The organism is Synechococcus sp. MU1655, assembly GCF_023630655.1.
Lineage (GTDB): Bacteria > Cyanobacteriota > Cyanobacteriia > PCC-6307 > Cyanobiaceae > Synechococcus_C.
On record NZ_JAKUHK010000020.1, the window covers coordinates 1 to 14,245 of the forward strand.

Annotated in this window: 18 protein-coding genes, 1 tRNA gene and 1 other RNA gene; 6 read left to right on the plus strand and 14 right to left on the minus strand. The window is 48.0% G+C overall.

All coding sequences use genetic code 11. The features are described from left to right. The coding region (locus NCN04_RS01960; protein WP_250395018.1) for a glycogen/starch/alpha-glucan phosphorylase at nt 1-455 on the plus strand (455 nt) is incomplete at its 5' end. 43 nt (nt 456-498) lie between these two features. Here NCN04_RS01960 and NCN04_RS01965 read toward each other — a convergent pair. Both NCN04_RS01965 and NCN04_RS01970 read right to left on the minus strand, forming a co-directional pair. Next, nucleotides 499-954, minus strand: a complete 456-nt coding sequence (locus NCN04_RS01965; protein WP_250395019.1) for a DUF8661 family protein — start codon at nt 952-954, stop codon at nt 499-501. Nucleotides 955-993: 39 nt separating this feature from the next. Beyond that, nucleotides 994-1,347, minus strand: a complete 354-nt coding sequence (locus NCN04_RS01970) for a DUF8670 family protein (RefSeq protein WP_250395020.1) — start codon at nt 1,345-1,347, stop codon at nt 994-996. Between the two features lie 142 nt (nt 1,348-1,489). On the opposite strand from NCN04_RS01970, the gene mscL reads away from it, so the two are divergent. After that, nucleotides 1,490-1,873 (plus strand): large conductance mechanosensitive channel protein MscL, encoded by a 384-nt coding sequence (gene mscL / locus NCN04_RS01975; RefSeq protein ID WP_250395021.1) that lies wholly within the window; start codon nt 1,490-1,492, stop codon nt 1,871-1,873. A 33-nt stretch (nt 1,874-1,906) separates the two neighbouring features. On the opposite strand, the gene NCN04_RS01980 is transcribed toward mscL, so the two are convergent. Continuing rightward, nucleotides 1,907-1,980 (minus strand) — tRNA-Arg (locus tag NCN04_RS01980). A gap of 22 nt (nt 1,981-2,002) precedes the next feature. On the opposite strand from NCN04_RS01980, the gene rnpB reads away from it, so the two are divergent. Both rnpB and rnc read left to right on the plus strand, forming a co-directional pair. Beyond that, nucleotides 2,003-2,393, plus strand: an RNA gene (gene rnpB, locus NCN04_RS01985) — RNase P RNA component class A. 34 nt (nt 2,394-2,427) lie between these two features. Next, nucleotides 2,428-3,177 (plus strand): ribonuclease III, encoded by a 750-nt coding sequence (rnc, locus tag NCN04_RS01990; RefSeq protein ID WP_250395022.1) that lies wholly within the window; start codon nt 2,428-2,430, stop codon nt 3,175-3,177. Here the strand turns inward: rnc and NCN04_RS01995 are convergent. Both NCN04_RS01995 and NCN04_RS02000 read right to left on the minus strand, forming a co-directional pair. Beyond that, the gene (locus tag NCN04_RS01995; RefSeq protein ID WP_250395023.1) at nt 3,141-3,950 is read right to left on the minus strand and encodes an ion transporter; all 810 of its coding nucleotides are present in this window, start codon (nt 3,948-3,950) and stop codon (nt 3,141-3,143) included. The genes rnc and NCN04_RS01995 overlap by 37 nt on opposite strands. 4 nt (nt 3,951-3,954) lie before the next feature. Then, entirely contained in the window at nt 3,955-4,137 is a 183-nt protein-coding gene (locus NCN04_RS02000) for an NAD(P)H dehydrogenase subunit NdhS (RefSeq protein ID WP_011618181.1), read from the minus strand. 35 nt (nt 4,138-4,172) lie between these two features. On the opposite strand from NCN04_RS02000, the gene rimM reads away from it, so the two are divergent. Further along, the gene (rimM, locus tag NCN04_RS02005) at nt 4,173-4,742 is read left to right on the plus strand and encodes a ribosome maturation factor RimM (RefSeq protein WP_250395024.1); all 570 of its coding nucleotides are present in this window, start codon (nt 4,173-4,175) and stop codon (nt 4,740-4,742) included. Here the strand turns inward: rimM and NCN04_RS02010 are convergent. The 4 genes from NCN04_RS02010 to NCN04_RS02025 form a co-directional block, all read right to left on the minus strand. Continuing rightward, complete coding sequence (locus NCN04_RS02010) at nt 4,739-6,493, minus strand: SLC13 family permease (RefSeq protein ID WP_250395025.1); 1,755 nt, start codon at nt 6,491-6,493, stop codon at nt 4,739-4,741. The two genes, rimM and NCN04_RS02010, sit on opposite strands and share 4 nt — an antisense overlap. A 248-nt stretch (nt 6,494-6,741) precedes the next feature. Continuing rightward, complete coding sequence (locus NCN04_RS02015) at nt 6,742-7,146, minus strand: type II toxin-antitoxin system VapC family toxin (protein WP_250395026.1); 405 nt, start codon at nt 7,144-7,146, stop codon at nt 6,742-6,744. Beyond that, on the minus strand, nt 7,143-7,436 hold the full coding sequence (locus NCN04_RS02020) for a type II toxin-antitoxin system Phd/YefM family antitoxin (protein ID WP_250395027.1): 294 nt from the start codon (nt 7,434-7,436) through the stop codon (nt 7,143-7,145). Before NCN04_RS02020 ends, NCN04_RS02015 begins: the two co-directional genes overlap by 4 nt. Before the next feature lie 220 nt (nt 7,437-7,656). Further along, nucleotides 7,657-7,857: a PIN domain-containing protein gene (locus NCN04_RS02025; RefSeq protein ID WP_250395028.1), complete on the minus strand. Its 201-nt coding sequence runs from the start codon at nt 7,855-7,857 to the stop codon at nt 7,657-7,659. A gap of 673 nt (nt 7,858-8,530) precedes the next feature. Here NCN04_RS02025 and NCN04_RS02030 point away from each other — a divergent pair. After that, entirely contained in the window at nt 8,531-9,229 is a 699-nt protein-coding gene (locus NCN04_RS02030) for a hypothetical protein (protein WP_250395029.1), read from the plus strand. Between the two features lie 389 nt (nt 9,230-9,618). Here the strand turns inward: NCN04_RS02030 and NCN04_RS02035 are convergent, their stop codons facing one another. The 5 genes from NCN04_RS02035 to NCN04_RS02055 form a co-directional block, all read right to left on the minus strand. Continuing rightward, the gene (locus tag NCN04_RS02035; protein ID WP_250395030.1) at nt 9,619-10,431 is read right to left on the minus strand and encodes a sulfotransferase domain-containing protein; all 813 of its coding nucleotides are present in this window, start codon (nt 10,429-10,431) and stop codon (nt 9,619-9,621) included. Beyond that, entirely contained in the window at nt 10,406-11,605 is a 1,200-nt protein-coding gene (locus NCN04_RS02040; RefSeq protein WP_250395031.1) for a glycosyltransferase, read from the minus strand. The genes NCN04_RS02035 and NCN04_RS02040 overlap by 26 nt, the downstream gene beginning before the upstream one ends. Beyond that, nucleotides 11,602-12,534 carry an O-antigen polymerase gene (locus tag NCN04_RS02045; protein WP_250395032.1) on the minus strand — a complete coding sequence of 311 codons (933 nt, stop codon included), beginning with the start codon at nt 12,532-12,534 and terminating at the stop codon, nt 11,602-11,604. Before NCN04_RS02045 ends, NCN04_RS02040 begins: the two co-directional genes overlap by 4 nt. 302 nt (nt 12,535-12,836) lie before the next feature. Next, entirely contained in the window at nt 12,837-13,676 is an 840-nt protein-coding gene (locus NCN04_RS02050) for a capsular polysaccharide synthesis protein (RefSeq protein ID WP_250395033.1), read from the minus strand. After that, on the minus strand, nt 13,669-14,245 hold a 577-nt coding region (locus NCN04_RS02055), incomplete at its 5' end, for a hypothetical protein (protein WP_250395034.1). The genes NCN04_RS02055 and NCN04_RS02050, both read right to left, overlap by 8 nt.

The following is a 14,245-nucleotide window of genomic DNA, read 5'->3' on the forward strand; positions in this document are numbered from 1 at the left end:
ATGGCGCCAACGTTGAAATTCGTGAGCACGTGGGTGCGGACAACTTCTTCTTATTCGGCAAGACCGTGGAAGAAATTGCCGACCTCAAGCAACGCGGTTACAGGCCTTGGGAGGTTGTTGAATCGGTTCCTGAACTCGCTGAAGCCATCCGACTGGTGGAAATGGGTCACTTCAGCAATGGCGATGGGGAGCTCTTCCGTCCTCTGATCGACAACCTCACGGGGAATGATCCCTTCTTCGTGATGGCTGATTTCGCCGACTACTTGCGCGCTCAAGATGCCGTGAGTTTGGCTTGGACCGATCGCCATCACTGGAACCGAATGTCGGTGTTGAACAGCGCCAGAAGCGGCTTCTTCTCATCCGATCGTTCGATCCGTGACTACTGCCGCGACATCTGGAAGGTGGAGGCCATGCCCGTTGAGATCACCTGCGATGTGCCTGACATTGTGCGTTGACACAACAAAGCCCTCGAAATGATCTCGAGGGCTTTTTTAGGGTTCAGCCGCGATCGGGAAGATCAGGGGTTTGATGCAACAAGCGATTCAAACGCAAGCGATCAGCGTTGAGGGGGTCTGGGGCAAGCTCCCCGGCCAACTCCCTAAATTTCTGTTCAATATCGTCGGGCACACGCACATCAAAGATGCGCTCCATCAACGCTTCAATAGAAAAGAGATGGGCGTTGATGTTTTCCAGATCAGCCATCGCTTGATGGATGGCATCAGTAGGCTCCTCCCCACCACCGATTGGGGTGGCATGGGTTTGGACATCAGCAGCGGGAGTGCCGTGTTCTTTTTGCAGATCCTCCAAGACCCTGCCAGACAGGGTTCTAAACGCTTGAAGGGCCGCCCAACTCAGCTCTTGCTGCTGACGCAATGTTGGTGACTCTCTGATCAGACGGTCATGCTCACGGTAGAAGCGTTGACAGTCTGGACATTGACAGGGCTCTTCAGGCAAAGCAGCAGACCCTCAGTTGCTGACCATCATGGCACCTGATCAGGCGGCCAAGGGCGGTTCCTGATCGACCCCAGAGCCATCACCAAACTGTTCGCCGAACTGATCTCCATTCCTCTCCACAACACCTGGCAGGGGAATCTCGATCGAGCTCACCACATTGAGGGCATCGCGCAAACGCATGGAATCGGCAAACCAACCCATGGCTTGTTCTGTATCTCCACGACTCTCAGCGTCACTGGCTTGATCTTCATGGGCTTCCGCCAAGAGGGCGAGCCAGCACAGGCATCGCGCTTGCACCACAGACAAATCAAGGTCGGTTGGATGGCTCGCAGCGATGCGCTCGCTTTCTTGCTGAACCAAAAGCCGTAGCCGAAGCTCGTGAAGCTGGGTCATGGAACCGGTTCACACTCTCAAAAATAGCGGGGGTGAGGCATCTGGCTACCCCATCAATCCAAGACAATCCATCAGTTTGTATCCATGAGCTGGAAAAGCTCACCCTGAATGACTATCCAATAGGAGACGGTTCACTCACTCAATGACTCGTAAGCCTGGTTTATTTGCAGACTTCCAAGCTTTCATCAACAAAGGCAACGTTGTTGATCTCGCCATTGCCGTTGTGATTGCAGGTGCCTTCGGCAAGGTCGTTGCCTCAGTTGTGACCTTGGTGATGACCAATGCCCTTGAGCCGGCATTGAAGGCAGCCAATGTTGATTCCATCAATTCCTGGCCAGCAGGAACCGTGATTGTGGCGATCATCAACTTCCTCGTGATCGCCTTTGTGTGCTTCTTGATTGTGAAGTCCATCGAGGCCTCCAAACGCAAGCAAGAGGTCATTGCCGAAACCAAACCCGATCCCCAAGCTCAACTGGCTTCTGCCATGACTCGCCTCACAGACGCACTCGAGCGCAAGGGTTTCTGAGGAAGCCAGGCTGAAGGCGATGGCAGTAGTACACGGGGCTGGCGGGACTCGAACCCACGACCTACGGTTTAGGAAACCGTCGCTCTATCCGGCTGAGCTACAGCCCCTCAGAGGCCATTATGGGGGTTGAAAGTAGGCGAGGTGATCGCAATGGATGGTTGTTGCCTTCGGGCTGCAGCCATCGGTTGAGGAAAGTCCGGGCTCCCCGATGGCCAGGCTTGCTGGGTAACGCCCAGTGCGGGTGACCGTGAGGAGAGTGCCACAGAAACACACCGCCGATGGCCGGTTCCGCTGGCACAGGCAAGGGTGCAAAGGTGCGGTAAGAGCGCACCAGCAGCATCGAGAGGTGCTGGCTCGGTAAACCCCGGCTGGGAGCAAGGCCTAGGAACGACGGGTGGCCATCTTCCCCGTTCCGCCTTTGTGCGCCGCTCGAGGTCGTCGGTAACGGCGATCCCAGATAGATGATCACCCCCCTTCCTTGGAAGGGTGAACAGAACCCGGCTTATGTCCTGCTTTCAACCCTCTTTGTTGATGTTCCGTCAGGCCGAGTTGCTGTGATTACTCCCCACCGTGAACACCAACTGCAAGATCTCTGGCGCCAGCTGGTTCCCGATTCGAACACTGGCAACCACAAAGACTTGAACCAGGAGCAGCTGGAGCACCTGAACGAAGCCCTCACCCACACCTCCACAGGGCTCGCCCGCCATCACGAACAACTGGAGTTTCTCGGTGATGCTGTGTTGCGGCTAGCGGCATCGGATTTCATCGAATCCGAACACCCCCAGATGCCTGTTGGGGAACGCTCTGCCCTACGCGCTCAGCTCGTCAGCGACCGCTGGTTAGCGGAGCTCGGCACGACCATCGGCATTGAAATGCTGCTCCAGGTTGGCTCCAAAGCCAGCGGTGATCAGGCGGCACGCAGAACCCTGCGAGCCGAGCATTGCGAAGCTCTGATCGGTGCGATCTATCGAATCACCGGCAAGATCATGCCCGTCCAAGCTTGGCTCACGCCCTATTGGCAGCAAACCACGCTTGAGGTGCTCGCTGATCCCCATCGCGGCAATAGCAAATCGGCATTGCAGGAATGGACCCAAGCGCAGGGGCTGGGGCTACCAACCTACGAATGCGATGAAGTGAACAAGCGCCATGGCGACCCCCGCCGCTTCCATTGCAAGGTGTTCATCCATGACAAGCAAGCGGCAGAGGCCTGGGGTGGTTCGCGCCGGCAAGCGGAACAGGAAGCGGCCAAAGCCGCCCTGCGTGAGCCTCAAACGGCAACTGGCGGAAGCGTTGCGCCGCACTGATCGCAGTGCCGGGCTTTCGCACGGTGGGTCTGCGCCCCACAACTCGCACACACCCTGCCTCCACGCCGCACCTGCTCCATCGTTTCCACGGTGATAATCCCCGTGGGAATGGCGATGATCCCAAAGCCCAGAAGCATCACCACGGCAGCCAGCAATTGCCCGAGCACCGTTTGTGGAACGATGTCGCCATACCCCACGGTGGTCATCGTGACGATCGCCCAGTACACCCCTTGACCAACGGTTCGGAACTGGGTTTCGGGATGGCCGCTCTCCACCAACACCATCAAGTAACCGAGCACCACTTGGGCCATCACCACAAAAAACAAAAACACGCCGATGCGGCGGGCACTGGCTTTTAAGGCATTGCCGAGCAACTGGGCTTCATCGAGAAAGCGCAGCAGTTTGAACACACGCAGAACGCGTCCAAATTTGAAAATCCAGAGGATGAGGCCGCTGCTAATTTGTGGAATAAAGAAAAACAGAACGGCTGAGAAATCAATTAAGCCGTAAAAACTGAACAAATAATTGGACGGTTTGGGGGTCACCCACAGATGCAAGAGAAAATCAGCGATGAAAATCCCTAGACAAATCTGCTCAAGACCATTCGTCCAATCGGGTGCTTGGTCAGAAGCAGAGATCCAGGTGGGCGTGGGCTCAACTAACAGCCCAGCCACACTGGCGAGAATCGTGCCAAAAACGATCAGGTTGTAGATGCGGCCAGCCCGGGTGTCTGCCTCAAGAACAATCCGCCGTAAGCGCAGACGCAGCTTCATCGCCTTAAGCGGCGCTGAGATCGCTGAGGCGCATCGTCACGAGCTTGTCCCAATTGCCGCCTTCAAAGAGCACGGCGGCGCGATCGCCGCTGATGCGCTGCACAAATCCCGTGTAGCCGGCATAGATCGAACGGGTATCTACCACGGTGACCGTGGCACCGGGCAGGATCGGGGCAGCGGAAGCCATCAAAGAACGGGCAGTCGTAAGGCCATTATCGAATGATGACTTCCACTCCGTCACCCAGTCCAGCTGATCCGACCAACACCGACGATTGGCTACCCGTGGGAACGCTCGTTGGTGCGCAGGGGTTACGGGGCGAACTACGCCTCAACCCGGCTAGTGATTTTCCCGAACGCTTTACCGACCCTGGACCTCGCTGGCTGCAAGCCAAGGCCAAGGGATCACCTCTGACAGAGGTGGAGCTGCTGGAGGGCCGGCAACTACCAGGCAAAAGCCTCTATGTGGTGCGTTTCAAAGGCGTGACCAACCGCGCCAACGCCGAAGCGCTCGTCGGCAACACGGTGCTGGTTCCTGCCGCAGACCGCCCTGAACTCGCCGAGGGTGAGTTTCACCTGCTTGATCTGGTGGGATTAGAAGCGCGTTTGGCCGGCAGTGATGAAGCGATTGGCACGGTGAACAACCTGATCAGCGGCGGCAATGATCTGCTGGAGATCCAGCTCAACAGCGGCAAAACGGTGTTAGTGCCATTTGTTGAGGCGATCGTGCCGGAGGTGCAGCTGGAGGAGGGATGGTTGCTGCTCACCCCACCGCCGGGGTTGCTGGAGCTTTAAGCCAGCCAAAGCAGCAGCAGCGGCACCATCAGGGTGTAGGCCAGCGAGAGCGGCCAACCAAAGCGGAAAAAATCCAAGAAGCGATAGCGGCCAGGGGCATACACCATCAAGTTGGTTTGGTAGCCAATCGGCGAGAGAAAACTCTGGCTGGCCGCAAACACCACGGCGGTGGCAAACAACATCGGCGGCTGCCCCAAGCCTGTGGCCACGGCAGCGGCAATCGGTAAGACCAGGGCCACGGCAGCCGCATTGCTGAGCAGTTCGGTGGCCACCAGGGTGATTGCATACATCACCAGCAAGGCCCCATAGGCGGAACTGTGTTGCAGCAACGTGAGCAGGCTGGAGGCCACCTGATCCGCCAGCCCCGTTTTCTGCAGGGCCACACTGAAGCTGTAGAGACCACCCAGCAGCAGATAGAGATCCCAGCGAATCGAGCGCAGGGCCGTTCCTGCATCGAGGCAATTGCCGATCACCAACACCCCCACACCCACGAGCACAGCGGCGACGAGGGGCATCACCTTGAAGCCCGCAAGCAGCAGCACGGCCAGCATCACGCTGATCGCCAACCCCTTGCGGTGGGTGGAGGGCAGATCGTCGTCGAGCTGGTCGAGCACCACCAGATCGCTGGCTTGCTGAAGACCGCGCAGAGCATCAAGCGGAGCCTGCAACAGCAGCATGTCTCCCTCTCGAAGCACCACCCGTCCCAGGCGATCGCGCAGGGTGCTGTTGGCACGGTTCACCGCGAGCACCGTGGCATTAAAACGCTGGCGAAAGCGCAGCTCACGCAGCGTGGCACCGGCCAGCAAAGAGCCGGCCGGCACGAGCACTTCGGCATGGCGGATGTGGGGCAACTCCTCGGCGAGAAGGGTGCCCGCTAAATCCACCATCCGGTCTTGCTGCAAGCGCAACAGCTCCTGGCGGCTGCAGCGCAACAGCAAGCGATCAGACGCCTGCAAACGCAACTGGGCGAGAGGAGGATGGAGGCGTTGACCGTCGCGATGCACATCAAGCACATCGACATCAAAGCGGCGTTGCAAGCGGCTCTCATGCAAGGTGACCTCACAGAGCGGAGAGCGCTGCGGAATCACCACCTCCGTGAGATAGCCATCACGGCTCAGCGCTTGGAGGTTGTCGTCGCTTTGATCACCGCGATCGGGCAGACAACGGCCGGCAAGAACCAGATAACAAGCCCCAATCAGCCACACGGGAATACCAATGGCCGTAAACGAAAACAGCTCAAAGGAGCCATAGCCCAACCGGGACACCACATCACTGGCGAGCAAGCTGGTGGAGGTGCCAATCAGGGTGATCGTGCCGCCGATCAGGGTGGCAAACGACAGCGGCATCAACACCCGCGACGGACTGATCCCGCGGCGTTGACACCAGCCCTGAACCACCGGCAGCAAAATCGCCACGATCGGGGTGTTGGGGATGAAGCCCGAAATCGGCGCCACCACAAAGCCAAACACCAGCATCAACTGGCTGGGGTTGCGGATCCGCGGCGATGCCAGCAATTCACGCAAGCGATCCAAGGCGCCGCTGTGCAGCAAGCCATTGGAGAGCACAAATAAGCCCACCAGGGTGATCAGGGCAGGGCTGCCAAAGCCAGCCAGCGCTTCATTGGGTGTGAGCACCCCTGTGGCCATCAGCAGGCCTGCGGCCAATAAGGCCACCAACTCAGGGGCAAGCCAACCGCCGATGAAACAGGCGATCGCCAACGCCAACAGCAGCAAGGTAACCAGAGCGCTCAAGACGGCCTCAACGGGAGTAACAGCACAAACACAAACTCAGCGGAGGATGTTGAGCCTCGGGCAGTCGTCACAAGACCGAAGTGCTCAGACAGCAAAGGAACTCTTCGTTCGAGAAAGCCCGTCGCTTGATTCTCGTTCAAGGCTTTACGCTGAGACGTTTTATGAAAAGCCAAGTTGCTTCTTAACTATGGAGCAAATGCTCTGGAAACGATCTGCAGACGAACAGGTTCCTCTGCAATCTTTTTAATTCAGCCCTCCCAAAGTTGACGGCAAGGGAAGGCCGAGAGTTGCGAATCAGCCGTAATCAGCACAAGCTGCTCGAGCTCTGCCTGAGCTGCAAGCATGCGATCAAAAGGGTCGTGATGGAGCTGGCAATAGGCGCACGCACGCAAGGCATGGTTGATCGCAATCAAGAGGATCTGAAACCCATCAGCACGAAGCAAGGCCGGTAGATCGGTGATCGCATGCTCCAACTCCGGCAACTTGCCCTGGTGGTGCTTGATGCTGAGCTCCCAGACAGACGCTGAACTGACGACGATCGGCGTTTCCGGATTGGAGAGAAGAGCCAGCACCCCCTCAGGCATTCGCTGCGGATAGAACCACCACCACAGCAGCACATGACTGTCGAGCAAATAACCCGTACTGGCCGTCATGGCAATGGTGGAGCCTGAGGCAAGGAGCTAGCGTCCCAGTCCGCTAATTCATCGGGAGTGAGCGGCTCGAGCAGGGCTTCAGGATGCAGCAACGGGCCAAGGGCGCTCAACCGGCCTGGGATGCGCTGCGGCAGAGGCGGCTCCAAGGGCATCAAACGCGCCCAGGGCCGTCCGGCCTTGGCAAGCACGATCGTCTCGCCCGCGCGGGCTTCATCCATCAGGCGCGAGAGATGGGTCTTGGCCTGGTGCACGTTGACCAACCGCTGATGGGACACATTCGGATTTTTCATCACAGCCGCGCCAATCACTAGGCCTTAGCTTAGTTCGCAAACTAAACCAAGAAAGCTGGTACTGGCCCTGCAAGTTTCCTGAGCGCTCAACCTTCTCAGCAAGCGGGGGCATGTTGAGCTCCAAATGACCACCTCATGACCGAGAAGTGGCTGCTGACTGTTATGAACAGAGCGGACTCGGGTCATCAGCCTGGATCAATCAAATGCAGCGCTTACTCTCCTACGCGTACAGAACGAGGATCAGACGCTTGTCAAAACTGACAAGCGTTCCTTGTTGATGAACTGCCAACCCAAGATGATAGGTATCAGTGATTTGCCCGTGGTGAAGGTGTGCTTCTGCCACAAAGAATCCAGCTGCCTCCCAGGTCAAATCATCAGGCCAAAACAAATGAGTCGGATGGGCAAGCAGTTCTTGAAGCAAGGGCATTACAACCAGAGGCCCGCGAGGGCTGTTGGGATAACGCGGGTTCACGAGAATCCGTAACAGCGCGTTTTGGGTGAGAGGACAGCTGGCCCAGCCATCACCACCATGGGCCTGAAACCAAGCATGGGCCGGTTAATGGTGAACATGCTTTGTCGGAACAATATAAAATTGGCCAAATGAAGAAAAACATTGCTTTTTACACGCAAGACTTATCAAGAAAGCTCAAACCAAGCCAAATTCATGGGGACATAAAGCAACATTCAATACCGGAGGAATGCATAGAGCTTTAAGGAAGCAGCAATATAGGCCACGAAAAAGGATGCACTAACCAAAAGAAGACAGATAACTACAGTGTTTTAAGAATGACCAACGAGACTGGCCAACCTCGAACATACGCGCATTCCTACAACCGGCCTAGCCACCCAAAAGCTTGCAACCCTAAAACAATCAAAAAATGACTTTTGAGCACTGACAGGTCAATGCAAACGTGAATTTTACAGAGAGGATTGACTCATAACGACAGCGAAAGAGAGAGCCCAGGGACAGATCAGGGATTAAGCCTCAAAAAAAAGTGGCATACAATCAATAAAAAATCTACAATAAAATAGACTGGATTCTAGAAACCTCTATACGTGATATACTAACGATAAAGATAAAATCCACAGGGGCAATGACAAAGACACAATCCCCACAAGCCTTTACAAAAAACAAACTACAATTTGTCCATATTGGTAAATGCGGAGGCTCGACAGTAAGGGCTGAGATAAAAGACTCAAAGCTTTTGGAAGAAAAATTTGCGTCTGTGAAAATTATTCATGCTAAGCAGCCAAAATATTCAACAAACGATTCCTATCTCATCGTCATCAGAAACCCAATACAGAGAGTAATATCTGCATACAACTGGAGGAAGCACCTAGTCGTGGAGTCAGGGGTTGCAGAAAGAGAAAGGAGAGGAGAATGGGAAGTACTTAACAAATACACTTCTTTAAACCACATTGCAGAGTTACTCTACAACCCTGAAAACGAAAAGCTGAACTCACACGTTTTGACCGAGCTTTATAGAATCGGCCACATGAAGAAAAACATTTCTTTTTACACGGAAGACTTATTAAGGAAGCTCAGACCAAGCCAAATTTATGGGGTTATAAAGCAACATTCAATATCAGAGGACTGCATTGAGCTTTTAGGAAGTAGCGACATAGGCCACGAAAAAAGAATGCACTCCTCAAAAGAAGATAAACGAAAATACTTGTCAGCAATGGCTCAAAAAAATCTAAAAAGGCTTTTGTACGATGACTACAAATGCATACTAAAACTCTACACTATCGGCGCAATCTCAAAAAAAGATTTCGATTTGCTTTCCGACTAATAATACCAGAGACCTATTACGAGCAATTAAAAGGCATACGATTACATCTGCAAGAAATCTTTTTCTCAAAATTTACATCAAATAAGAAATACATCTTGCGAACACAATCGATAAATAAAAAGCTAACATATTTCAAGCAATTTTTCAAAAGCAAATGACTTAAATGGTGCAAACCTGGCAGCCACTGAAAAAGAATACAGATTTAATGCTCTTTACAGTTCACCCATAATCGAAGATGCTAGTAAGAGAGTAGAATCAAAACACCAAACACAACCTCTCAGCAATCCACTATTCTTTAGCCGAAGCAAATATTTATACAAGCCAAAAGCATACGAAAAGCTATTTTTTTAGTACACATAAAAAGACAAGAAACACATTCACAGAAATTCCTAACTTGAATCTGCAATCCGGGAAGACAATATTGATCTCATAAATGCTTTTTCTTCAGACAAAGCGCAAGCTAGACTATCGGGAAGCTCAAAATCACAACCAAAGGAACTACTATTACTATAAACCAAAGATTTAGAAAAGGAAGTCAAGGATTTAAAAACTTTAGTTTCTCCAAAAAGTGGGGAGAGAAGCCGGTGAAAAATAACCGCAGATTTAGTCAAAAGATAACCACGTGAATTAGGCGTTATATTGTCACTAGGTAAAATTTTTGGTAATCCAGAGAGATCTTTAGAGAGAAAAGAAGAAAGCCGGAATAGAACATTCTCTAGGTCTGAGATCAAGTCATCGAAGTCGATCACAATCGTATCAAAACGACTCATCCACAAGGGCAAAAAAACGGAGTATAATGAATCATACCAAAGACAAGGATACCGTTCAATAGCCAAGGCAGGGTTAACACTTGAGTTATAATAGCCCTTCGACAGACCATGCCGATAATGAGAAATAAAACGCTTATATGGATCTCTCAGGACAACAATAATCTTCAAATCTAATGTTGACTGTGAAAGCGAGGTGTAGGCACGTAGATCTGAGAAATAAGATGGCTCAGAAGAAAAGGCCTGATTATAAACGAACTTTTTATCCAATGACAAATACTTAAAGTACTGAGAGTTCCAAAAATACGATTCTTTCAAGCCTGAGGTATTATCAAAAGCGGGGTTAAGAAGAGAATAAAAGGAAGTAGATCCGGTTTTACGCGGGCCAATAATAATAGTGCTTGTTTGATTACACATAAAGCATGTCCCTGACAAGATTTTTCCACATTAGTGTGCAAGAGTCAAGTGAACGATTTTTTCGAAGCCAGGATTGGGCATACAAGATATCAATATCATAAATATGAGGATTACGGACGAAGGAGTGAATCGAAATTGCAAAAGATGAAGAGTCATACTCTTCACAAATACCGCCCCTGGATTCTAAAAGCGTTTCTCGATGATCAAGAATCTTTGTGCTTAGAACTGGAATACCCGCAACGATATAATCCAAAGTCTTTAACGGCGAGTTAGTCGACAAAAGTGTATTTGGATCGTAAGGACTTATACCTATGTCAAAGTACTGTAGAGCATTAGGAAGTGATTGCTCCAACACCGGAGGAAATAAATAAATATAACTATCTAATTGTCGCGATTTGACAGCATTCAAAAACTGATCTTTGTGAGATGGCAATCTTGAAACTCCAAAAACTCCTAAGAATGGAATTAAATCCAAAGAAAGCAGTTCCTCAACAAGATCCAACAAAAATGTCAACTCTCGGTTGGGGTTTAAAGTTCCCAAGTAAACAAGCTTGACATCACGAGGACTATGGTTAGTAATATTATAAATAGAATCAATGGTGAATAAGTCCGATGAATCAGCATCACCAACTTGCCAAATCTTAGTGCAACTAGGAATAGTATAAATCAAAGAATTTGTGATATTTAATTCAGTTCGCAAATAAGATTCCATAGCTACACTCATAGAGACAACTGCAGACGACAGCTTGCAGGCCAGGCAAGTCAATAAGACATACACATTCTTATTAATAAGAGACACAAAAGAGGTACTTTTTGACATCAAACCCTTAAGGTTTGAAATACGAAAAACAAGCTTAAAACCATTAAAAAGTGAAAAGAAATAAGAAACAATTATGGACAATGGGTTGTCATGAACAATGACAAGATCAAAACTTGAGCCTTGTACAAATAAAATCCTGAACAAATAAAGGGAAGAAATTAAAGGCCAGAGAGGTGATATTATTTTTGATGTACTTTTGGGAAATATGCAAAAATTATCTGAAAGCCAGGATAACGACGAAATTTTCGTACTTGGAGTATAGACAACGGTTTTGAGATTTTCTGAAGAAAGAAGAATAGAGTAAACCTCACGAAAATGCGAAGGAAAATGTATAGAATAATCTTGATCACAAAAGAAAAGAATTTTTTTCATTTAGAGGATTTGTATGCAGTAAACTTTGAACCACCCTCCAAAAAAAGGATGAAGACAATGGATACAAACAATGACAAGAGTATCTTAACAATGTTGTTAAATAAATAACCACCAGGAACTGCAATTATTTTCATGAGTGCCAAATAGGTAGGGATAGAATAATAAGATAATGTCATATCTACAATAAGAATTTTATAAATCAGCGAACACAGTGAACCAACAAAAAATCCACCAAATAATATTCCAAGTGAGCCGAATGCAATATAAAATTCGCCAGGTTTAGTTGCGGGAAATGAAGAAGTATAGGTCTTGAAACCATAAACCCCCTGCATGATATAGTCTCTAGTATCCCATGCATATTTCTCTAGATTTAGGTCACCTAACACATCATTAATGAGGGAATTACCATACGAGAAGCCAAAAGAGTTTGCATTAATTTTTTGAATCAAGCCAGATAAATTATATAAACTATCAAAAGTCCTACTTCCTCCTGAATCAACACGAACAACATTAAATAATACTTCAACTAAACCCGAGCCGTTAATAACTTTTGGCAGGACTAGAAAAAGCAGAAATACGGTAGAAAGATAGAATATTAGATTTCGAAATTTGAAAAAACGGACAAAATAATGATAGCATATAAATAGAAGTAAGAAAGGAGTTATAGCTCTTCCACGCCCACCCATTAAAAGTAAGACAAAAAACAACGCACTAGCCAAAACTAGAGGTAACAAGATGTAGGAAAAACTGCGGTTATATTTAAATGTCGAAAGAAACTGACAAGATATAGATCCGAATAGCAATAAAGCTAATTGAACAAAGGCAAATAAAGCCAATCCCAGTGGACCAGTTGTTAATTCGGATCGTGCATATTCAGGCCCGGCATAAGGATGTATTGAATATATAAAATAAACAACGATCAAAAGCAAAAAATATAATAAGCATTGAAATCGAGTAGAGAATCGAGGACCAGCAGTACGCAAGATTGGTGGTTTAAATACTTGATACAAAGAATTAGATCGAAAGCCGATATACCATGCAAGAGAATACAAGAGATAAAATAGAAAACCTGTGAGGTAATTATAAAAAGACAGACCCGCAAAAACTATCTGATAAAAGGGAATTCTATTGCTGGTATAATAAAAGAAAAGAAATAATTGAACGCTAATAAAACTTCCAAGACTGTAAAAGACGAAAAAGAAAGTTGGCTTGAAAAGATCCTTATTTGCATTCATTCGTCCAAATCTCCGTTAAGAATTTTAGTAATTAGAGACTCTTTCGAAAGAATGATATTTCTATACCGAAGCTTTATTACAGGGCCCAATTTAGACTTGATACAATCAACAGAATCACCCGCAATAGTCTTATTGAGTCCAATTTTTATTGCATGATGGCCATATTTTGCGTCAAAAGATTTCATCGAATAAAAAGACTTGCTAAAATCAGGATACTTTAAGACTGCGTAGTTGAACAAGTAATGAAACCAAAAATAGGGGTATACTTTGAAAAACTTAGGGAACAAATAATTAACAAAAATTGTAATGCGAATTGAGGGAAACAAGCGCAAAATACGACGAATATTTGGCTCAAAGAAAATCCAAAATCTTGACTTTTGGTGGTAAGGCAAGAAGCCACGCCAATAAGTACAACAAAGGCCATGCCAGTTTTTTATTATTAACTGTTGCGGAGATGATGCAAGAAACCAGGAAGCAATCAAGCGATCATTACCAGGGTGGGTAAAGGCGAAAAAAAAGTTTTCATGAGTATAATCAAGCCAATGTGATAAGCTTTGACGACAATATGTTGTAGCATCGACCCATATTCCTCCATATTTGTAAAGCAAATTTATTCTAATTAAATCTGATAGTGCCGCATGATTTAAACCAGAAGATAAAATTTGATGTGCATTAAAATCTGGCAAATATTTAGGCAATGAGACAGAGTTAAGAGCTATGACCTTCCAGTCAGGGTTTTTTGTTTGCCATGAAGAAAGGCATTTAACAACAATCTCTGGAGCATCACTAATGCCTTGGTACCAAAAAAACCAAATAACTTTGTGATGTTTACTCATAGTCTGAATGTTTGATCTTATCAGTGATGGCGTGGAATCTTTTCATACGCTCTTGAGACAGAGAATCAGTAACACATCTACCCTCAAAACAAATAAACATATGACTTACTTTATGCATTCCTCCTTTGACATGCGTAAACTTTTCAAAATTCAAGTCTGTGTATTCAGATAATAAATATTGAGTGTGATTCAAAGGTATGGAATATAAAGATCCGTCAAACTCAAGGTAAGATAATGAATTAAAATATTTACTCTCGATAATATCATAGCCCCAAGATGGCTTCATGCTAGACCAAATTACAGACAAAAGGTAGTATATGGGGTAAAACATATTACTAATATATTTATCATTAATTTTAAATAATGAGCCCAGAAAAACCGAGGCTTTAGACTCAAGCAAATGCAAATAGTTACCTGCAACAGCAACTAACTTGGAAGCCTTGTTATTACTCTTTGAAATATATCTATATAAGTAATGATTACGAGTTTTATACATCTTAATATCAATCCTACGCTCTCCACCATATACGCGCAACATTCCTTGAGATTCTCGGTGAGCTAAGCTATAT